This is a genomic window from Thermoanaerobacterium thermosaccharolyticum DSM 571, assembly GCF_000145615.1.
In the GTDB taxonomy this organism is placed as follows: domain Bacteria; phylum Bacillota; class Thermoanaerobacteria; order Thermoanaerobacterales; family Thermoanaerobacteraceae; genus Thermoanaerobacterium; species Thermoanaerobacterium thermosaccharolyticum.
This window is the reverse complement of the sequence record NC_014410.1, coordinates 2,009,413-2,031,435: the sequence shown is the minus strand read 5'-3', so window position 1 is coordinate 2,031,435 and position 22,023 is coordinate 2,009,413. Positions and strand designations below refer to the sequence as shown.

At 34.0% G+C, this 22,023-nt stretch carries 22 protein-coding genes and 1 other RNA gene; 22 read left to right on the top strand and 1 reads right to left on the bottom strand.

Features of this window, described 5'->3' with window-relative positions; translation table 11 throughout:
* Positions 1–136 precede the first annotated feature (136 nt).
* The 13 genes from TTHE_RS10140 to TTHE_RS10090 all read left to right on the top strand — a co-directional run bounded on the left by TTHE_RS10140 (position 137) and on the right by TTHE_RS10090 (position 11,529).
* Entirely contained in the window at positions 137–685 is a 549-nt protein-coding gene (locus TTHE_RS10140) for a rubrerythrin family protein (RefSeq protein WP_013298486.1), read from the top strand.
* Positions 686–746: 61 nt separating this feature from the next.
* Positions 747–923, top strand: a non-coding RNA gene (gene ssrS / locus TTHE_RS14020) — 6S RNA.
* A 98-nt stretch (positions 924–1,021) separates the two neighbouring features.
* The gene (locus tag TTHE_RS10135) at positions 1,022–2,665 is read left to right on the top strand and encodes a nucleoside kinase (protein WP_013298485.1); all 1,644 of its coding nucleotides are present in this window, start codon (positions 1,022–1,024) and stop codon (positions 2,663–2,665) included.
* 113 nt (positions 2,666–2,778) lie between these two features.
* Positions 2,779–4,119 carry a radical SAM/SPASM domain-containing protein gene (locus TTHE_RS10130; protein WP_013298484.1) on the top strand — a complete coding sequence of 447 codons (1,341 nt, stop codon included), beginning with the start codon at positions 2,779–2,781 and terminating at the stop codon, positions 4,117–4,119.
* A 52-nt stretch (positions 4,120–4,171) separates the two neighbouring features.
* Complete coding sequence (locus TTHE_RS14675; RefSeq protein ID WP_013298483.1) at positions 4,172–4,522, top strand: helix-turn-helix domain-containing protein; 351 nt, start codon at positions 4,172–4,174, stop codon at positions 4,520–4,522.
* A 22-nt stretch (positions 4,523–4,544) separates the two neighbouring features.
* Entirely contained in the window at positions 4,545–4,832 is a 288-nt protein-coding gene (locus TTHE_RS14670) for a hypothetical protein (protein WP_013298482.1), read from the top strand.
* Positions 4,833–4,899: 67 nt separating this feature from the next.
* On the top strand, positions 4,900–5,100 hold the full coding sequence (locus tag TTHE_RS10120) for a hypothetical protein (RefSeq protein WP_013298481.1): 201 nt from the start codon (positions 4,900–4,902) through the stop codon (positions 5,098–5,100).
* Positions 5,101–5,162: 62 nt separating this feature from the next.
* Positions 5,163–5,351, top strand: a complete 189-nt coding sequence (locus tag TTHE_RS10115; RefSeq protein ID WP_013298480.1) for a ferredoxin — start codon at positions 5,163–5,165, stop codon at positions 5,349–5,351.
* 73 nt (positions 5,352–5,424) lie between these two features.
* Positions 5,425–5,643: an alpha/beta-type small acid-soluble spore protein gene (locus TTHE_RS10110; protein ID WP_041587586.1), complete on the top strand. Its 219-nt coding sequence runs from the start codon at positions 5,425–5,427 to the stop codon at positions 5,641–5,643.
* 182 nt (positions 5,644–5,825) lie between these two features.
* Positions 5,826–8,198, top strand: coding sequence for a Lon protease family protein (locus tag TTHE_RS10105; protein WP_013298478.1), 2,373 nt, complete (start codon positions 5,826–5,828; stop codon positions 8,196–8,198).
* A 1-nt stretch (position 8,199) separates the two neighbouring features.
* Positions 8,200–9,342, top strand: a complete 1,143-nt coding sequence (gene queG, locus TTHE_RS10100) for a tRNA epoxyqueuosine(34) reductase QueG (protein ID WP_041587585.1) — start codon at positions 8,200–8,202, stop codon at positions 9,340–9,342.
* Positions 9,323–9,967 carry an endonuclease III gene (gene nth / locus TTHE_RS10095; RefSeq protein ID WP_013298476.1) on the top strand — a complete coding sequence of 215 codons (645 nt, stop codon included), beginning with the start codon at positions 9,323–9,325 and terminating at the stop codon, positions 9,965–9,967. Before queG ends, nth begins: the two co-directional genes overlap by 20 nt.
* A gap of 77 nt (positions 9,968–10,044) precedes the next feature.
* A complete protein-coding gene (locus TTHE_RS10090) occupies positions 10,045–11,529 on the top strand; it encodes a VanW family protein (protein ID WP_013298475.1) in 1,485 nt (494 codons plus the stop codon).
* 24 nt (positions 11,530–11,553) lie between these two features.
* Here the strand turns inward: TTHE_RS10090 and perR are convergent, their stop codons facing one another.
* The gene (perR, locus tag TTHE_RS10085) at positions 11,554–11,976 is read right to left on the bottom strand and encodes a transcriptional regulator PerR (protein ID WP_013298474.1); all 423 of its coding nucleotides are present in this window, start codon (positions 11,974–11,976) and stop codon (positions 11,554–11,556) included.
* A 202-nt stretch (positions 11,977–12,178) separates the two neighbouring features.
* Here perR and TTHE_RS10080 point away from each other — a divergent pair, with 202 nt between their 5' ends.
* The 9 genes from TTHE_RS10080 to eno all read left to right on the top strand — a co-directional run bounded on the left by TTHE_RS10080 (position 12,179) and on the right by eno (position 21,957).
* Entirely contained in the window at positions 12,179–13,003 is an 825-nt protein-coding gene (locus TTHE_RS10080; RefSeq protein WP_013298473.1) for a Cof-type HAD-IIB family hydrolase, read from the top strand.
* A 99-nt stretch (positions 13,004–13,102) separates the two neighbouring features.
* Entirely contained in the window at positions 13,103–13,375 is a 273-nt protein-coding gene (locus tag TTHE_RS10075; RefSeq protein WP_013298472.1) for an acylphosphatase, read from the top strand.
* Between the two features lie 121 nt (positions 13,376–13,496).
* Positions 13,497–14,846 carry an RNA polymerase factor sigma-54 gene (gene rpoN, locus TTHE_RS10070; RefSeq protein WP_013298471.1) on the top strand — a complete coding sequence of 450 codons (1,350 nt, stop codon included), beginning with the start codon at positions 13,497–13,499 and terminating at the stop codon, positions 14,844–14,846.
* Between the two features lie 165 nt (positions 14,847–15,011).
* Positions 15,012–16,034: a sugar-binding transcriptional regulator gene (locus TTHE_RS10065; RefSeq protein ID WP_013298470.1), complete on the top strand. Its 1,023-nt coding sequence runs from the start codon at positions 15,012–15,014 to the stop codon at positions 16,032–16,034.
* Positions 16,035–16,084: 50 nt separating this feature from the next.
* A complete protein-coding gene (gene gap / locus TTHE_RS10060) occupies positions 16,085–17,092 on the top strand; it encodes a type I glyceraldehyde-3-phosphate dehydrogenase (RefSeq protein WP_013298469.1) in 1,008 nt (335 codons plus the stop codon).
* 62 nt (positions 17,093–17,154) lie between these two features.
* The gene (locus TTHE_RS10055; RefSeq protein ID WP_013298468.1) at positions 17,155–18,336 is read left to right on the top strand and encodes a phosphoglycerate kinase; all 1,182 of its coding nucleotides are present in this window, start codon (positions 17,155–17,157) and stop codon (positions 18,334–18,336) included.
* Positions 18,337–18,349: 13 nt separating this feature from the next.
* Positions 18,350–19,096: a triose-phosphate isomerase gene (gene tpiA, locus TTHE_RS10050; protein ID WP_013298467.1), complete on the top strand. Its 747-nt coding sequence runs from the start codon at positions 18,350–18,352 to the stop codon at positions 19,094–19,096.
* 12 nt (positions 19,097–19,108) lie between these two features.
* Positions 19,109–20,650, top strand: a complete 1,542-nt coding sequence (gpmI, locus tag TTHE_RS10045; RefSeq protein WP_013298466.1) for a 2,3-bisphosphoglycerate-independent phosphoglycerate mutase — start codon at positions 19,109–19,111, stop codon at positions 20,648–20,650.
* A gap of 20 nt (positions 20,651–20,670) precedes the next feature.
* On the top strand, positions 20,671–21,957 hold the full coding sequence (gene eno / locus TTHE_RS10040) for a phosphopyruvate hydratase (RefSeq protein ID WP_013298465.1): 1,287 nt from the start codon (positions 20,671–20,673) through the stop codon (positions 21,955–21,957).
* Positions 21,958–22,023 lie beyond the last annotated feature (66 nt).

Sequence of the window (22,023 nt, the reverse complement as noted above, 5' to 3'; positions counted from 1 at the left end):
AAATACCCCCATTATAATTTATGAAAAAGACACATATAAGTTCATATAGTTAATGATATATAGTAAAGCATATGATTGCATAAAATAGAGAATTTGATAAAAAATATAGACAAACTCAATAAGAAAGGGTGTTTTTATGAAAAACAATATGACTGCAGCAAATTTGCGATCTGCATATGGTGGAGAAAGCATGGCATATCAAAGGTACAAAGTATGGGGGAAAATAGCTATGCAGGAGGGTTTTAGAAATGTATCAAGACTATTTAATGCCATAGCGTACGCAGAAGAAGTTCATGCTGGGAACCACTTTAAAGCGCACAAAGATATAGAAGGAGACTTTTTGGTTCCTGCAATGGGCGGGTTTGGTATAGGAAACACATCTCTTAACTTAGGAAAAGCAATAAGCGGAGAACTGTTTGAAGTAAATGAGATGTATGCAACCTATATTGTCACAGCAGAATTTCAACAAGAGGAAGGAGCAAAAAAGTCATTTACATGGGCTAGGGAAGCTGAAAAAATTCATGCTGATCTGTTTAAAGAAGCCAAGTTATCAGTTGACATGGGGAAAGACGTAGGCTTTAATGAAGTACATATTTGCAGCATATGTGGGTATACGACTGTAGGTCCCATACCTGAAAAATGTCCGGTTTGTGGTGCAGAGAAGACTAAATTTGTGTCATTTTAAACTTTTCCAGCAGTCTACTATTGCAATAAATGATATTTAGATATATACTAAAATCATCATGAAGGTCCTGAGGAGTTTAGTTACGGTGAATTTGTTTTCAACCAACACCATGACATCGGGAATTTGGGTTCAATTACGTATGAAAAGCCCACTTTGATGGGACTTCAGAAATAATTGGCAGGATACCCACTTTAAAATCGGGCTTGAAAACATAGCCGAACGGCTTCGCGGGATAGGTTGGATTTAAAAAAAACCGGCAATTGCCGGTTTTTTTATACCTCCATATAGATTTTAAAAATAACCATTTTGTAATATAATCTAGTAAGAGGTGATTTTATGAATTTAAATATAGAAGGTACAACTCGTTTTTTTCCATACAATGTTACCCTTCTAGAAATATCGCAGCATTTTAAGGATAATCATAAATCTACAATAGTTGCGGCAAAAGTGGATAATCTCATGGTTGATTTGTCTACAAAAGTAGACAGGGATTGTGAGATACAATTTGTTGACATGTCGACAGAAGAAGGTATGATGGTATACAGAAGAAGCCTTACATTTGTCTTGATTAAAGCAGTGAAAGATATTTTACCAGGTTCTAAAGTCACTATTGAACACTCTTTAGGAAAAGGATTATACTGCGAAATACATGGCTCTACAGTGAATAATAAAATAGTTCAAACTATTAAAAATAGAATGAAAGAAATAATTGATGCCAATTATCCTATAGTTAAAAAATATATGGATAAGAAAGAGGCATTAGATTTATTTATGAAAGAGGGTCTTAAAGAAAAGGTATGTCTTTTTAAATACAGCGATAGGGATGAAATTCCTGTTTATTACTGCGACGATGTAGTAGACTTTTTTTACAGTCCCTGCGTTCCGTCAACTGGATATCTAAAACTTTTTGATTTGCTTCTTTACTTTCCAGGTGTGATATTATTATTTCCAGAGCCTGCAAAACCAGACGTACTGCCTACATTCGTCGATGTCCCAAAACTGGCATCAATATTTAAGGAAGCTGAAGAATGGGCAAATATACTGAACATAGGTTATGTTTCATCTTTAAATGATATGATTAAAAATGGCCATGGGAGGGAACTTGTTTTAATATCTGAGGCACTTCACGAGAAAAAAATAGCCAGCATAGCAGATCATATATATCAAAATAAGATGATAAAGTTAGTACTGATTGCAGGGCCTTCATCATCTGGAAAGACGTCTTTTGTGCATAGATTAAGTGTGCAACTTAGAGTAAATGGTTTAAAGCCACTACCAATATCTCTTGACAATTATTTTCTGCCGAGGGATAAGACTCCTAAAGATGAATTTGGTAATTATAATTTTGAGACGATTGATGCTCTAGATTTGGAACTTTTTAATGATCAGATAATAAAGCTTATGCAGGGCGAGGAAGTAGAGCTGCCGATCTTTAACTTCAAAAGAGGAGTAAGAGAAGAAAAAGGGCAAATAGTTCAATTGGAGAAGAACCAAATAATACTGGTTGAAGGAATTCACGGATTAAACGAAAGGCTTACTAGGGATATTCCGAAGGATAGCAAGTACAGGGTTTACATAAGCGCACTGACACAGTTAAACCTTGATGAACACAATAGAATATCAACGACAGAGACAAGACTTCTAAGAAGGATTGTCCGAGACAACCAATTTCGCTCCAGTGATGCTGAAGAGACAATTCTTATGTGGCCGTCTGTAAGAAAAGGTGAGGAAAATTATATTTTCCCGTATCAGGAAGATGCAGATATTATGTTTAATTCATCGTTGCCTTATGAATTGCCAGCCATAAAGAAATACGCTGAGCCTCTTTTAAGAGAAATAAATAAAGACAGCAAGGCTTTTTCAGTTGCACAGGAGCTTTTGGAGATATTAAGCTATTTTGTAAATCTGGAAGATGAATCTGCAATTCCTCCAAATTCTTTAATTAAAGAATTTATTGGGGGAAGTTGTCTTGATGTATAAAAAAGTTCTAAAATTGTATTGAATTAATATGATATTAGTGCTAATATTTTTTTAAGAAGAATTTTGGGCTTTTTGGTAATTTTAATTTTATTGGAAAAAGGAGGACGATTTTTATGAACATTATTGACCCTGCTGTAGGAGCGATTATCAATTACATTGATAAAGATCCTGAAAAAAATCTACAAACCATGGCCAATCTCATGTCAAAAATAGCTGTATTACCGAGGCACAGACAGCAAATAGAAAGTGTAAAGGCATTTTTAGAAGATAAAGACAGCAATTGGTACAAATTCACGATTAAAGGAATTAAAAATATTGACAAAAATATTTTAAAGACATTAATGATTAATTTTTTGGTAAATGCCAGCCTTAAAGGCATTCCAAAACAGCAAGAGTGGGAAAAAAAGTTAGATGCCAATGTGCCATGGGCAATATTAATGGATCCGACAGAAGCATGTAATTTAAATTGTGTAGGTTGTTGGGCTGGAAAGTACAATCCACATAATCTTTCTTATGAGACAATGGATAAAGTTTGTAGTGAAGCAGAAGAACTTGGTGTCTATTTTATAGTCTTATCTGGTGGCGAACCCACCGTTAGAATGAAAGACATAATAAAACTTGCTGAAAACCATAAGAGTCAAGTATTTCATTTGTTTACAAATGGAACACTTATAGATGAGGATATGGTAAAAGAAGTTAAAAGGGTAGGGAATATCACATTTGCAATCAGTATAAACGGTTTGAAGGAGAACAATGATGCAATAAGAGGTCAAGGAACTTTTGACAAAGTAATGAAAGCAATGGATTTATTAAGAGAAAATGGTGTTTTATTTGGGTATTCTGCAACATATACGAGAACTAATATTGAGGAAATATTCAGTGATGAATTCGTCGATAAAATGATAGAAAAAGGTGCTTACTTTGCTTGGTATTTTACATATATACCTGTTGGAAAAGATCCAGATGTCAAATTCATGGTTACACCTGAGCAGAGGAAATATGCGTATGAAAAGATAAATTATATAAGAGCCACAAAAGAGCTTTTTGCAATTGACTTTTGGAATGATGGCGAATTTAGCGGAGGATGTATTGCTGGTGGTAAGAGATATTTGCATATAAATGCAGCAGGTGATGTGGAACCATGTGCTTTTATTCACTATGCCAATGTTAATATAAATGATGTGAGTTTAAAAGAAGCACTTATGTCGCCGATAATGAAATCATACAGGAAAAGAATGCCTTTTAATCAAAATCACTTGAGGCCGTGTCCATTAATTGATAATCCTAAAGAATTGTTAGATATAGTCAGAGAATCAAAAGCTAAGCATACTGAAAACAGTGAGGCATCTCATATTGAAAACTTGTATAATGATTTAACACAAGTAGCTGAAAATTGGGGAGAAGTCGCAGATGACATCTGGGAAAATAAGAACGCTTCAAAAAAAGAAGCTTGACTAGGTATGCAAAATACCCTATTATATTTTAAGGAAGAAATGGGGTGTTTGTGTGCCTTTAACGAGAAGGAAGATTGACTTTTTAGAAACTCTTATTGAGCTTTACGACAAAAATAAAGTTCCTGTTCATTATGTTGATGTTGCAAATTCTATGGGCATAAGCAAATGGACTGCTTATGATATGCTGACAGAACTAGAAGAATTAGGATATGTACAGAGTGAATATTATCTAGATGAGGATAAATCGCTTGGCAGATCGATTTTAGTTTACACACCTAAAGAAAGCGCTTATGATGTTGTAAACAAAAGCAGTACACATGAATGGAATACTGTAAAAGAAACTTTGCTAAACGTGATTAAAAAAAATGACAATACAATATTAGTGGATGATTTTATAAAATGAGAAAAAAACTACATTAAAACCATTGAAGTTTTGTGCTTATGTCCTTACTACTTTACTTTTACAGATAAAGACACTTGATGTTGCTACAGTGGAAAACATAAAGAACTCTATTAATATTACTGGATCTGAAGCACCTGTAATGTTATTTATAGGCATTGTAATAGGATTTTATATCGACTATCATTTAGTCAGTGAAAGCAGGAAGGTATTTGACAAAGTTAATATTTTCCATAAATATATAAGAGAATTGAGTTCTAATGATAAGACATTGTTAAATAATTTCTTTAAAGAATCACTTTTGTACATTTAAGGCCTTTTGGGTCTTTTTTTGTATAATAAAAAATATTTTAAAGAAAATAAATTGAGGAGGTGTTTTTATGGACAGAGAAAAGGAAATAAGTGAGATAATGGACTTTGTCGAAAGGTATAAAGAATCAATGGCAAGTCAAATGGTGGTGTCGCGAATATTAGGCGATAAAGGTGTGAAAGTCAATAATGAAACAATTGATGAGCTGAAAAACCGCATTGTAAATGCAGCCGATGATGAACTGGAAGCGTGTTACTATATAATAAAATAATCTTTTGTTTTTTGTAAAAATATGATATATTAAATGTATAAATTAGCATAGGAGGTAAAATCATGAAAGTTTATGTAGATCAAGATTTGTGCATAGCTTGTGGACTTTGCATAGATACATGTCCAGCAGTTTTTGATTGGAATGATGAAGGTAAATCACACGTTATAGTTGATGAAGTGCCTGAAGGTGAAGAACAAGCATGTCGTGATTCAATAGATGGCTGTCCTACTGAGGCAATAAAAGAAGTATAGTGTTTCAATGAAATAGTAATGAGGATATATGCCTTCGCTAGAGGATAAAATAATGAGCGGAGGTGTTTTTTCTATGTCTAAAAGAAGGAAATTGTACCCAAAAGCAGAAGATGATCTTGACTCGTTAAAAGAGGAAGTTGCGGAAGAGTTGCACCTTGACGATGATATAAAAGAACGAGGATTCGAAAACATGACCACTAGAGAAGTAGGCAAAATAGGCGGCAATATGGTCAAGAAGATGATTAAATATGCTGAAAAAGAGATGGATGTAAAAGGCGGAAAGATCGATTAATATAAAAAGGCTGAAGGATTTCCTTCAGCTAATTGTTTATATTTGTTGTACACGTAATTTTTATGTAAGTTTTAGGAAATTTCACGCATTGTAAGAATAAATAATTATTATAGTTTTGTTTTAAATCTAAGAAGGAAAAATAGTATTAATGGCGAAATCTTATTAATAAAGGAGGGCTTTATATGAGGGAATTATCAGCTAATGAATTAAAAAAATGCATTGATCCAAATTTATTTAATTTTGAAACGACAGAGACGATAAAGCCACTTGAAGGCCTTATCGGTCAAGAAAGAGCAAAGGAATCTATGGAATTTGGATTAAAAATAAAACAAAAGGGATACAACATATTTATAACCGGTCTTACTGGTACAGGCAAATCAAGCTTTGCTTTAAACAGTGTGAATAAAATTGCACCTTTAGAAAAAGTACCTGATGACTGGGTATATGTCTTTAACTTTGATAAACCCTCACAACCTATAGCAATTAATTTAAAACCGGGTGATGGGAGACAATTTCAAAATGATATGAGGGATTTTGTGGAGCAGCTTCAAAGAGAGGTTCCAAAGGCTTTTAATTCAAAATCATATGATCTGCAGAAAAATGAGATTGTAAAGAAATTTCAAGATAGAAAGAATGAATTGATCCAAGAATTAAATGAGCTTGCAAAAAATTTTGGATTTGTATTAAAAGAGACAAAAACCGGTATAGTAAGCATTCCTGTAATAGATGGAAAACAGATAAGCAATGAAGAATATGAGCAATTAGAGGATGAGAAGAGGAAGGAAATAGAAACAAAGGCCGTAAATTTTGAAGAAAAGGCACTTCAGATATGGAAAGATATACAAAATATAGACAAAGAGACGAGAGATGCCATACATGAACTTGATAACAATGTAGGCTTATTTGCTGTTGGACATCTTATTGATGATTTAAGGGAAAAATACGGCAATTATAACAGTGTAATGAAATACCTTGATAGCGTACAGAAGGATATATTAGAAAACCTCGATAATTTTAGAAGCGATGATGAAGAAGATAATCAGTTTCCTTTTATAATAAAAAGAAATAAAAAGGATTTTCTAAAAAAATATAGCGTCAATCTTTTTGTTGATAACAGCCATACAAATGGTGCACCTGTAGTAGTGGAGTATAATCCTAATTACAACAATGTTTTAGGTAGTATTGAGTACGAAAGCGATTTTGGTGTTGCTATAACTGATTTTACTAAGATCAAAGCAGGCGCACTTCACAAAGCCAATGGTGGGTATATTATTTTGCAGGCTAAGGATATCTTGACATATCCATATGTATGGGATGCTTTAAAGAGAACATTAAAAACAGATAAAATAGCGATAGAAAATGTGACATCTTCATACGGTCTTTTATCAATATCGTCATTGAAACCAGAACCTATTGAATTGAATGTTAAGGTCATATTGATAGGGACACCTTATTTATACTATATTCTTTATAATTATGATGATGATTTTAAAAAGCTTTTTAAAGTTAAAGTTGATTTTAATGATGTAATGGAATTAAATGATGAAAATATTTCAAAAATGGCCTCATTTATAAAGAAGCACTGTATTGAAGATAAATTAAGACAATTTCACAATACAGGTGTAGCAAAAGTAATTGAATACTCAACAAGGATATCTGAAGACCAGAATAAATTGACGACGCAGTTTAACGACATTGTAGAGATTCTTTATGAATCAAACATTTGGGCGGAAATAGATGAAAGCGAAGTTGTGATGGCAAAGCATGTGGAAAAAGCCATAAAAGAAAAAATTAAACGAGTCAATATGATAGAAGAAAAATATATAGATTATTTTAAAGACGGTACCTTTTTAATAGATGTTGATGGTGAAAAAGTTGGAGTTGTAAATGGGCTTTCTGTTATAAATTTAGGTGATTACCGGTTTGGAAAACCTTCAAGAATAACAGTTACAACTTATCCAGGTGAGGAAGGGGTCGTAAATATCGAGAGAGAAACTAAGATGAGCGGGCACATCCATGACAAAGGTGTAATGATTATAACGGGTTTTATAGGAAACAGATATGCATTAGATTTCCCATTGACACTTTCAGCGAGAATATGCTTTGAACAGTTGTACGAAGGTGTTGAAGGTGATAGTGCATCCAGTACTGAACTTTATGGACTCCTATCTAGCCTTGCAGATGTGCCAATAAAACAGGGAATAGCAGTGACTGGCTCTGTCAATCAGTTTGGAGTCATACAGCCTGTTGGCGGTGTTACACATAAGATAGAAGGATTTTATAAATTATGCAAAGTAAAAGGTCTCACTGGAGACCAAGGTGTAATAATCCCTGAACAGAATTCAAATAATCTTGTGCTTGATGATGAAGTCATCGATGCTTGCAAAAAAAGAAAATTTCATATATACACTGTAAAGACAATCGATGAGGGAATGGAGATATTGACAGGCGAAAAAATGAGTGTTATAAACGAAAGGGTAAAAAGTAAGCTTAAGTCTTTTTATGATATTTTGACCAGAGATAAAGAATCGGCAAATAAGGAAAGGAATGTTTAATGTGACTTGTGTCACAAAGGATGAGATAAGAGAATTTGCTTACAAATCGGGCATTGATATTGTGGGGTTTGCAAGCCCCGATTGTCTGTTTAAATACAGGGATTTATTGACAAATAGATATGAAAACGGATTAAGCTGTAATATAGAAGTAAATGACATAGAAAAGAGAATTAATCCCTACATTTTACTTGAAGATGTTAAAAGCATTATATCTGTTGCTGTTTCTTATAATGTTGTTTACGAAGCTGACTCTCCAAAGTCAGCATATGGCACTATTTCTAGGACGGCTTGGGGTGTAGATTATCATAAAGTTTTAATAAACTTACTTGAAAAGCTAAGAATTTTTATTTTGTCTAAATGTAATGATGCCAAAACGGTGTTGCTTGTTGATAACAATCCTCTTTTGGAGAGAGCCATTGCTTACAATGCTGGAATAGGATTTTACGGCAAAAATAATATGATAATAAATGAGAAGTATGGTTCGTATTTATTTTTAGGTGAAATGCTTTTAAACATCTTTTTTGAACCAGATAAGAAAATTGTATCCAAATGTGGAAGCTGTACGCGGTGCCTTAAAGCTTGTCCTGGGAAGGCATTGGTTGGAGAGTATAAGATAGATGCAAATAAATGTTTGTCATATGCTACTATCAAAAAAGGATATTTAAGCGATGACACAATTAAAAAAATAGGAACAAGAATATATGGATGCGATACATGTCAGGATGTTTGTCCTTTCAATAAAACAGCTAAACGAGTAATAAAAGATGAATTTATTCCAAGAGGACTTAAGCCTAAGCACGATTTGAAAGAAATTTTATCTCTTAATAAGGAAAAGTTTCAGGAAGTATTTGGCCCAACATCTGCATCTTGGAGGGGCAAAAATACTATAATAAGAAATGCCATCATTGCTGCTATAAACTCAAATGATACAAGGGCTGTTGAACCGCTAAAATCGCTTATAAATGGAGAAAGCGCGTATTTAAGAGGTTATAGTGCATATGCTTTAAGTATTTTAGATGGAGAAAATTCTCTACCATATATTGAAAAAGCGTATTTTAAAGAAACAGATGTGTCTGCTAAGATGTTTATGAAAAAAGCTATAAAGAAGATTAGAGGTGAGGTTTTTGAGGATAACGAAAGATGAGGCATTAGAAATTATAGAGATTCTTAAAAAAACATACCCTGATGCAAAACCTGGGCTTCATTTTAATAATGCTTTTGAACTGTTGATAGCTACAATCTTGTCGGCTCAGTGTACTGATAAAAGGGTAAATATAGTTACAGAAAAACTTTTTAAGAAATATAAATCTCCAGCTGATTTAAAGGATGTAGATCCACGTGATTTTGAGGAAGAGATAAAAGATTGTGGGCTTTACAGAAATAAGTCGAAAAATATAATAAACACATGTAAGATTTTGTGTGAAAAGTATGGTGGTAATGTGCCGGATGAGATGGAAAAACTTATGGAATTGCCTGGCGTAGGAAGGAAAACGGCAAATGTAGTTATAAGTAATGCATTCAAAAAGGACGCAATTGCGGTTGACACTCATGTATTCAGAGTTTCTAACAGAATAGGTCTTGCAGATACCAATGATGTTACAAAAACAGAAGAACAACTTATGGATATATTACCTAGAAATTTGTGGTCTTTGTCTCATCATCTTTTAATATATCATGGAAGGAATATTTGCACAGCGAGAAAACCTAAATGTGACATTTGCCTAGTTAACCATATATGCCAGTTTTATAAAAATTTTATAAAAAATTAATTAGTATGTAATTAATTTGAAAAACATTTATTATATAATTATATTGATTTTAAAAACTAATAATTGGGGAGATCAAAATGGAGACAAGGGACACAAAAAGGTTAAGAAGTAAAAGCAATTATTTTTACATTATTCTTCTTATATTAGTACTTGTTTTATTTGTAGGTTCGATTGCTATGTTTTACACTATTATCAATCAAAATACTATCGCGAAAGGAGTTTTTGTAAATGGCATAAATCTAAGCGGACTTACTAAAACTGAAGCATATTCAAAATTGCAAAGCGAGCTTAAAACAATCGATAATTTGAAAGTGGTTTTAAAGTATAATGATATGCAGTTTATCGTTCCATACGATGACATTAAAATAAGCTATGACTACGCTAATATTGTAAATAAAGCTTACTCGATAGGTAAGAATGGAAATATCCTTAATCGGATAAAGACGATATACGAGGTTGGGAAGCATGGCAGATACCTTGAATATAGTCCTGAAGCCAATTATAAAAATTTAGATATTTTTGTTGCCGATATATCGAAAAAAATAGATAAAAATCTTGTTGACGCTAAAATAAATATATCGAATGGAAAGATTAATATTACGAATGATATATCTGGTTTTCAGGTCGATACAGTTAAAACCGTAAATGATATAAAAAGTACGGTCGATAATATTATAAATCAAGGTGGAGACAGTACAGTTAAAATTCCTATATCTGTTGCAAAAGTTGAAGCAAATTTAAAAGCTTCAGATCTCAGCATGATAAAAAGCAAAATCGTAACGTATTCTACTCAATTTAATACAGGGGATGTTAACAGGTCAGAAAATTTAGCTGTAGCTGCAAAAGCTATAAATGGCAAGCTATTGATGCCAGGACAGATTTTTTCACTGAATAAAACTTTAGGGCCTAGAATTATACAAAATGGTTATAAAGAAGCCCCTGTAATAATTGGAAATAAACTCGTTCCAGATATAGGAGGCGGTGTATGTCAGGTTGCAACAACATTATACAATGCTGCACTGCGGGCTGATTTAAAGATAGATGAAAGATATCACCATACATTTCCAGTTGGATATGTGTCTCCGGGACAAGACGCTACAATTTCTGGCGATGTACTTGATTTAAAATTCGAGAATCCTACCAAATATCCTATATATATTGAGTCATATTTAAGCGGCAATAATTTTGTTGTCAATCTTTATGGGTATAATGAAGATCCAGGAAAAAGAATAGATATATATTCTGAAATTGTCGAAAAATACGAGCCAAAAGTGACATATGTGGACGATCCCACATTGCCGGCGGGAGTCGAGAAAGTTGATGTAGAAAAGCATACAGGATACAAGGTAAATACTTACAGGCTGATCTATGAAAATAATATACTTAAGAAAAAAGAATTTTTGTATACCGACATCTATAAACCGGTTGATGGTGTAATAAAGCGTGGACCCAAAAAGGCAGTTGACGAAAGTACAACTAAAGAATCAAATCAAAAAGCGAATAGCGATATTTCCACAGATGATTTAAACGGCAAATCTCAGAATATAAATCCTACAGATTAAAAAAAACGAGCATACGCTCGTTTTTTAGTTTACTTTTTTATTCTTGCATTCAGGACAATAGCCATAAAAATATAGCTTTTGATCCTTTAAAAGATAATCAGTATATTTACTAACTTCACCAAGAAGATCATCTAGTGCTGAATCATCAAGGTCATCTACTCTGTTACATCCATAACATATTAAATGAGGATGCGAATTGACATTTGCGTCATATCTAAAGCTACCTTCGCCAACATTAAGCTCTTGTACAAGTCCTATATTTTTAAGCATTTCAAGCGTTTTATATACAGTTGCTAGACTCATTGTTGGGAAATCGGACGACAATGTTTTGTATATTGTTTCAGCACTGGGATGTTCCTTAGTATTTCTAAGCATATTTATAATTGCCAATCTTTGCGGTGTAACTTTGAGCCCTTTTTCTTTGAGAATTGACGAGATATCGTCCATCATATCCCTTCTTTCTAGATACAATATTAATTAATAAAATTTATCATGTAATATTGATAGTTACATTATACTATTTCTATTTTATACTGTCAATCATTTTTTTAAGATATCTTTTTCCAGTGAAAATTATGCAAACTTGAAGTTCATGATAAGTAATGATATAGTAGTATTGAAAAAATATTCTGATGAATGGGGGACTATGATGGCATACAAATTAGTCGCGATAGATATGGACGATACGCTTTTGACATATGACAAGCAAATCTCAAGAGAAAACTTAGAAGCACTGCAAAAAGCTCATGACAGTGGAATTTATGTAGTTATATCAACAGGAAGGATTTATGCATCTGCGTATGCATATTCGGAATTTCTAGGATTTAAACCATATATAATTGCAAGCAATGGAGCAATGATAAGAGATGATAAAGATAATGAAATATATAAAAGTGTTCTTGACGTTGATTTAATATCCTATTTAATAAATCTGGCAAATGAAAATGACCTATATTACCATTTTTACAGTGATAAAATTGTCTACTCACCTGAAAGCACCAGTAAATATCAAAAGTACGGTGAATGGAATAGGCTATATGCTGAAACTTTAAGAGTAAAAGTCGAAGATATACCTAAGGATATCGATTTTACTGATAAATTAAAAGATAATATTGTGAAGTTTGTAATGTTTGATGAAGATTCAGAAAAAATAAAACGTGTAAGAGATATAATAGACAACAATAAAGGCGATAAACTAGAAACTACAAGCTCATTTTATAATAACATAGAAATATTAAATAAAGGAATAAATAAAGGCAATGGACTTAGAATTTTGGGAGAATACCTTGGAGTTGATAGGTCAGAAATGGTGGCAATAGGTGATAGTGAAAATGATACAGAAATGGTGGAATTTGCAGGGCTTGGAGTAGCAATGGAGAATGCTATTGAAAAACTTAAAAAAACTGCAGATTTTATTACGAAATCAAACATGGAAAATGGTGTTGCTTACGTTATAAATAAATTTATTTTATAGCCTATTGCATTTGCTTTAGCTGCGGATCGGCATAATAAAAAGTTCATATAAAGGATCGATAATTTTATTTATATGCAATGAGTGAAAGGAGAAAAGTTTATGAAAAAGATGGTTTACTTAAATTTGACAGGTTATGTCCAGGGAGTAGGTCTTAGGTACTCTGTTTACAATATGGCTATGCGACTTAATATAACAGGATATGCGAAAAATTTATATGATGGAAGTGTTGAAATAGTCGCTGAAGGTGATGAAGAAAATATTCGAGAGCTTATTTCTTACATAAAAAATGGGTTAAGATGGGCTAGAGTCGAAAATGTCGTAGAAAAGTGGGAAGATTATAAAGGGCTATACCATACCTTTGAGATTATGTGAAATCCAACTTTCTAAAACATAGACTTTTTATCCTTTCTGGATATTTTTGATATGTTTCTAAACGGTTACATTTATGATATAATATATAAAGAGATATATAAAATTAATGAGGGTGTAGAGTATGAAGCTGGATATAGGACTTAATTTAAAACAAGTGCAGAAGTTAATGATGACTCCGCAGCTAAAACAAGCTATTGAGATTCTTCAATTGAATTCATATGAGTTAAATGAACTGATTACGAACGAATTAGAGACAAATCCAATGCTGGAAGCTTCCGAGGAGAGGGAAGACATCATTGATGCTTACATTGAGATGAACAAAAATAGCGATTTAGATAAATATAATTACAGCAGCGATGATGAAGAAAAGGATGACTATAGCTTTGAAAATATAGTTTATAATGAGACATCACTGACAGATCACTTGATGTTTCAACTTCATATAACACCTCTTCAGAAGAAATTAAAAGAAATATGCAAAGTTATAATTTACGATCTCGACAGCAATGGTTATTTAAATGACGATGTTAAAAAGCTAAGTGAAGAATACAAATTTAATGAAGCTGATGTTTTGAAAGCCTTAAATATCGTACAGTCCTTTGATCCGCCAGGAGTTGGAGCAAGGAATTTAAATGAATGTCTTAAACTACAGCTTAAATCAAAAAACCTGTACAACGGCATTATAAAAGAAATTATTGATAATTATCTGTATGAGATTGCTGACAACAAATTAGCATATATCGCAAAAAAATTAAACGTTGATATCAAGGAAGTACAGAATGCAGTTGATGAAATAAAGAAATTAAATCCAAGACCGGGAGCCAGTTTTTCAAGTTATAACGATACAAAATATGTTATTCCAGATGAATATATTAAAAAGGTAAATGGCGATTATGTTGTGCTGATAAATGAGTCACTGTATCCCGGATTGAGAATAAATAAGTCATATGAAAGTATTTTGACTGCAACAGATGATGACAATATAAAAAAATATCTGTCAAATAAAATTCAGTCAGCAATGTGGCTCATTAAAAGCATAGAAAGTCGCCGTGATACTTTGTACAAAGTGTTAAGTGCAATAGTAAAAGAGCAGAGAGAATTTTTTGATAGGATTCAAAAATATATTAAGCCAATGAACTTAAAAAAAATAGCAGAAATCGTTGGTGTTCATGAATCAACCGTAAGCAGAGCAATAAATGGGAAGTATGTAGATACGCCTTTAGGTGTATTTGAAATAAAATACTTTTTCCAAAACGGTATTGAAAATGGCGATGGTGAAAAATTTTCGCAGGAAATGATAAAAGAGATGATAAAGCAGTTGATAAGCGATGAGGACCCTAAAAAAACATTAAGCGATCAAAAGATTGCCGAAATTCTTGTTAGCCAAGGAATCACGATATCAAGAAGAACTGTCGCAAAATACAGAGAAGAGATGAATATTCCATCATCAGGCAAGAGAAAGAGATATTGATAAAAGAGAGCCTAATTTTAGAAATTGCTCTCTTTTATCATTTAATCTATTGAAAAAATGAGATTCTTAATATAAAATAGTATTGGAAGTAAATATTATTTATTAATTTGGCGGGACAGTTATAAGACAACGGGTCAATAAAAGTCCTGAAGAAGGTTTAGATACATGAGTGACATAATTTCACTACAACAGAAAATTGTGCCTGAGTTAATAGAACTGCTGCAAAAAAGGTATACTATAATGCGTAATATATATTTCAGCCAGCCAATTGGCAGAAGAGCTTTATCATATCAATTAAACATTGGCGAGAGAATAATAAGGACTGAGGTATCTTTTTTAAAAAGCCAAGGCCTTATCGACATAAATCCTTTAGGCATGACAGTGACTAAAGATGGCGAGAAGCTTTTAGAAGAACTCAAGGAGTTTATCCATGAGCTAAAGGGATTAAACAACATGGAAAAGACTCTGGCAAATCGCTTAAAATTGAAAAAAGTTATGGTTATACCTGGCGATGTTGATAATGACCAGCTAATAAAAAAGGATATGGGAAAGTCTGCTGCAAATTATCTCAAAAGTATTATCAAAAATGACAGCATTATAGCATTGACTGGTGGTTCAACAGTAATGGAAGTTGCAAATGAAATGCCCCAGTGTTATACAAAGTCTGATATAATGGTGGTACCTGCAAGAGGTGGCTTAGGTCGTGATGTTGAAAAGCAGGCTAATACGATAGCATCTGTTCTTGCAAAAAAATTAGGGGGCTCATATAAAATGCTTCATATACCTGACAACATAGGGAAAGAAGCGATAGCAACTCTTATAAATGAACCTGACATAAAAAACGTCATCGACATACTCAAAAAAGCTGATATAGTACTTTTTGGGATTGGTCGTGCTGATGTAATGGCGGACAGAAGAAACTTACCTCCATCTACAAGGGACTATTTAGAGAAAGTAGGTGCAACATCGGAGGCATTAGGGTTTTACTTAAATATAAATGGTGAAACGGTGTATGAGACACCTAGCATATTTCTTACAAAAGATGATTTAAAAAATGTCAAAAATTTAATAGCTGTTTCTGGAGGTAGAAGTAAGACTGATGCAATCCTGTCAACTTGTAGCAGTGGTATGGTTGATGTCCTTATAACAGATGAAGGCGCAGCGTTTGAAATATTAAAAAGTTGTTAATACACCGAAAGGTGTTTAATATAAAATATAATTTTAAAGGAGGAAATATTATGGCAGTAAAAGTAGGTATTAATGGCTTTGGTAGAATAGGCAGAAACTTTTTCAGAGCAGCATTAAAGAAAAATGTAGATCTTGATATTGTTGCATTCAATGATCTAACTGATGCTAAAACATTAGCACATCTATTAAAATATGATTCAACATTTGGCCAATTTGAAGGTGAAGTTGTAGCAAAAGAAGACTCACTTGTTGTAAATGGCAAGGAAATAAAAATATTAAAAGAAACAGATCCCGCAAAGTTGCCATGGAAAGATTTGGGTGTTGACATCGTAATTGAGTCAACAGGTAGGTTCACAAACAAAGAAGATGCAGTAAAGCATATACAAGCTGGAGCAAAGAAGGTAATAATTTCAGCGCCTGCTAAAAATGAAGATATAACAATAGTTATGGGTGTTAACGAGGACAAGTACGATCCAAATGCACACCATGTAATTTCAAATGCATCATGTACTACAAACTGCTTAGCACCTTTTGCGAAGGTATTACATAACAAATTCGGCATAAAGAGAGGATTAATGACCACTGTTCACTCTTATACAAACGATCAGAGAATTCTTGATCTTCCACACAAGGATTTAAGAAGAGCAAGATCAGCAGCAATGTCAATAATTCCAACAACAACAGGTGCAGCAAAAGCAGTTGCATTAGTTTTACCTGAATTGAAAGGAAAACTCAATGGCTTTGCTATGAGGGTTCCTACACCTGATGTGTCTGTCGTTGACCTTGTTGCAGAGTTAGAAAAGAACGTGACAGTAGAAGAAGTAAATGCAGTATTGAAAGAAGCCGCAGAAAATGAGCTCAAGGGAATACTTGGATACACAGATGAGCCATTAGTATCGATGGACTTCAAAGGTGATTCAAGATCATCAATAGTTGATGGATTATCAACTATGGTAATGGAAGGCAATCTTGTAAAAGTTGTTTCATGGTATGACAATGAATGGGGTTATTCAAACAGGGTTGTTGACCTTGCTAAGTATGTAGCAGATAGGCTTTAATATGTAAGTGGGACAAGGTTTATAACCTTGTCCCATAATATATCATGTTAGGAGGTATATACGTGAAAAAAACTGTCAGAGATGTGGATGTAAGCGGGAAAAAAGTATTGGTAAGAGTTGATTTTAATGTTCCTATGGACAGTGAAAAAAATATTACCGATGATACAAGGATAAAAGCAGCATTACCTACTATCAAATATCTCATCGATAACAATGCAAAAGTAATTTTAGTATCACATCTTGGAAGGCCAAAGGGAAAATTCAATCCGGAGTATTCCATGAAACCTGTTGCAAAAAGACTTTCAGAATTATTAAACAAACCTGTTATAATGGCTGATGATGTAATAGGAGAAGATGCGAAATCAAAAGCCAATTCATTAAAAGATGGGGAAGTTTTATTGCTAGAGAATGTAAGATTCCATGCTGAAGAAGAAAAAAATGATACTAATTTTTCAAAAGAATTAGCATCACTTGCTGACATATACGTTAATGATGCTTTTGGCACAGCTCATAGGGCACATGCTTCAACAACAGGTGTTGCAAGTTACCTGCCTGCTGTATCAGGATTTTTAATTGAAAAAGAACTCAACTTTATGGGTGGAGCTTTGGAAAATCCAAAGAGACCATTTGTAGCTATACTTGGTGGTGCAAAAGTCTCTGATAAGATTGGCGTAATAACAAATCTTTTAGATAAAGTTGATAGCTTGCTTATAGGCGGTGGCATGGCTTATACTTTCATAAAAGCTGAAGGACACGAAATAGGAAAATCGCTGTTAGAAGAAGACAAATTAGAGCTTGCAAAGGACTTGATTGAAAAAGCTAGACAAAAGGGTGTTAAGCTCTTATTGCCTGTAGACACAGTAGTTTGCGAAGAATTAAAGCCTGGAGTTCCATATGAAGTGGTTGACATAGATAAGATGCCGCAAGACAAAATAGGTGTAGACATTGGGCCTAAGACTGTAGAAGCATTTTCTAATGTTATAAAGGATGCCAAGACAGTAGTCTGGAATGGACCAATGGGTGTTTTTGAAATAAAAGAGTTTGCAAAAGGTACAGAAGCTATTGCAAAGGCAATGAGTGAATGCAGTGGTACGACGATAATAGGAGGCGGAGATTCGGCTGCAGCAGTTGAACAACTTGGCTATGCAGACAAGGTATCACACATCTCTACCGGTGGTGGAGCATCATTAGAATTTTTAGAAGGCAAAGTTTTACCTGGAATTGCCGCATTAAATGATAAATAAAGAGGTGTTTTAATTGAGAATACCTATAATTGCAGGCAACTGGAAAATGCACATGACACCGTCTGATGCTGTAAATCTTGTAAATGAACTAAAGCCTCTAGTGGCAGATACTGATGTGGAAGTGGTTGTTATTCCACCTTTTGTGGATTTGGTAGATGTTAAAAAAGCATTGGACGGATCAAACATAAGATTAGGTGCACAGAACATGCATTGGGAAGAAAAAGGAGCATTTACTGGCGAAGTTTCACCGCTTATGCTTAAGGAAATTGGTGTAGAATATGTTGTAATTGGTCATTCAGAAAGAAGACAATATTTTGCTGAGACTGATGAAACGGTAAACAGAAAAGTAAAATCTGCATTGAGCCATGGCTTAAAACCAATTGTTTGTGTTGGTGAAACTTTAAGTCAAAGAGAAGATGGCAAAGCATTTGATGTTGTAAGAGAGCAGACAAAAAAAGCATTAGATGATGTTTTAAAGAATGATGTAACAAATGTCGTTATAGCTTATGAGCCTATATGGGCTATTGGTACTGGAAAAACAGCTACATCAAAGGATGCAAATGATGTTATAAAAGTTATCAGGGAGACAATAGCTAGTATTTATGATATAAATACTGCTAATGAGGTAAGAATACAATATGGGGGAAGTGTTAAACCTGATAATGCTAAAGAGTTAATGTCAGAGAGCGATATTGATGGGGCATTGGTGGGCGGAGCTAGCCTTAAAGCGCAGGATTTCGCTAAAATTGTAAATTATTAAGGAGAGGATTGCATGCCCAAAAATTTTGTAATGCTTGTTGTTTTAGATGGATTTGGCATTTCAGAAAGTAAAGAGGGAAATGCTATTTACACAGCTAATACACCGAATCTTGATTATTACTTTAAAAATTATCCCAATACAAAGCTAATACCAAGTGGACTTGCTGTTGGGCTTCCAGAAGGACAGATGGGAAATTCAGAGGTTGGACATCTAAACATAGGCGCTGGAAGAATTGTATATCAGGAGCTAACAAGAATAAGCAAGGAAATTAAAGAAGGGGAGTTCTTTAAAAAGCAAGAATTTCTCGATGCTATTGAAAATGTCAAGAAAAATGGCTCTAAGCTTCATCTTTTTGGACTTTTGTCCGACGGTGGTGTTCACAGTCATATTACGCACCTTTTTGCACTTATGAAACTTGCAAAAGAGCAAGGATTAAATGAAGTGTATGTTCATGCATTTTTAGACGGAAGGGATGTTCCGCCAGCCTGTGCTAAGGAATACGTAAAAGCTTTTGAAGATGAGTCTAATAGGCTTGGAATAGGAAAAATAGCTACCATCGCAGGAAGATACTATGCAATGGATCGCGATAAAAGATGGGATAGGACGAAAAAAGCTTATGATGCCATAGCGTTAGGCAAAGGTGTATTTGCTAATTCACCTGAAGAAGCAATAGATATAGCATATAGTAAAGATCAGACAGATGAGTTTGTAGAACCTACTGTTATTTTAGAAAATGGAAAGCCAACCGCTACTGTAGATGCAAATGACTCTATAATATTCTTTAATTTCAGGCCAGATAGAGCAAGGCAGATTACAAGAGCTTTTATAGACGAAGTGTTTAACTATTTTGAAAGAGAAAAGGGCTATATACCTGTTTACTTTGTCTCTATGACTCAGTATGATATAACATTCGAGAACATACATGTTGCATACAAGCTCGAGAATTTAAAAAATACATTGGGCGAATATTTAAGCGATAAAGGCATAAAGCAGCTTAGAATAGCTGAAACTGAAAAATACGCTCATGTTACATTTTTCTTTAACGGTGGTGTAGAAGAGCCAAATAAAGGTGAAGACAGGATATTGATACCTTCACCAAAAGTGGCAACTTACGATTTAAAACCTGAAATGAGTGCATATGAGGTTACTGATACAGTAGTAGAAAAAATTAAGTCAAATCAATATGGTTTTATACTGCTTAATTTTGCAAATCCTGACATGGTTGGTCATACAGGCGTATTTAATGCGGCTGTAAAGGCGATTGAGGCAATTGATGAGTGCGTGGGAAGGATTGTTAGAGCTTGTCAGGAAGTTGGCGGTACTATACTTATAACTGCTGATCATGGAAATTCAGAGCAGATGATAGATCCAGTTACTAAAGAGCCACAAACGGCTCATACGACAAATCCTGTGCCATTTATAGTAATTGGCGAGGGTGATGTTACACTTAGAAATGATGGAATACTTGCTGATATAGCACCAACAGTGCTTGATATAATGGGACTTCCAAAACCACAAGAGATGACAGGTAAGTCCCTTATAATAGGAAGATAAAAAACGAAAGGAGAATATTTATGTCTATAATTGTAGATGTTTATGCTAGGGAAATCCTTGATTCAAGGGGAAATCCAACAGTAGAAGTTGAAGTTGAATTAGATAGCGGTGCAGTAGGACGTGCTGCAGTTCCATCTGGTGCTTCAACAGGCCAGTTTGAAGCTGTTGAGTTAAGAGATGGAGACAATAACAGATATTTAGGCAAAGGTGTATTAAAAGCTGTAGAAAATGTAAATGAAAAAATCGCTCCAGAAATTATTGGAATGGATGCAATTGACCAGGTAGCTATAGACAAAGCCATGATTGACTTGGATGGAACACCAAATAAATCTAATCTTGGTGCTAATGCAATTCTTGGTGTATCACTGGCGGTTGCTAAAGCTGCTGCTGAAGAAGTTGGATTGCCACTTTATCAATACCTCGGCGGTGTAAATGCAAAGATTCTCCCTGTTCCGATGATGAACATATTAAACGGTGGAAAACATGCAGATAACAATGTTGACATACAAGAATTTATGATTATGCCTGTTGGTGCGCAAAGCTTCCATGAGGCTTTAAGGACATGTGCTGAAGTTTTCCACAATTTAAGGTCTGTACTTAAATCAAAAGGCTTAAGCACAACAGTTGGTGATGAAGGTGGTTTCGCGCCAAATCTTACATCAAATGAAGAAGCAATCCAGGTAATATTAGAAGCTATACAAAAAGCAGGTTATGTACCAGGTGAAGATGTAGCAATAGCACTTGATCCTGCATCATCAGAGATGTACAAAGAAGATGGGAAATATCATTTCGATGGTGAAGGAGTAGTCAGGACTTCAGAAGAAATGGTAGACTACTGGGAACAACTTGTAAATAAATATCCTATCGTTTCTATAGAAGATGGTTTAGCAGAAGAAGACTGGGATGGATGGAAACTCTTAACTGAGAGATTAGGCAAGAGGATACAGCTTGTAGGTGACGATCTTTTTGTTACAAATACAGAAAGACTCTCAAAGGGTATAAAGATGGGTGTTGCAAATTCAATACTCATTAAACTTAATCAGATAGGTACACTTACAGAAACACTCGATGCAATAGAGATGGCTAAGAAAGCAGGATATACTGCTGTTGTATCACACCGTTCAGGTGAAACAGAAGACTCAACTATTGCAGATCTTGTTGTTGCTGTTAATGCTGGACAGATCAAGACTGGTGCACCTTCAAGAACTGATAGAGTTGTAAAATATAATCAGTTGATGAGAATAGAAGAAGGATTAGGTGGAATAGCACAGTATCTTGGTAAGGCCGCTTTTTACAACGTAAAATAAGAAGCATTATAAAGAAACCCAATAAATTTATTGGGTTTCTTTTTGTGTTCAGAATAACATGTCTTT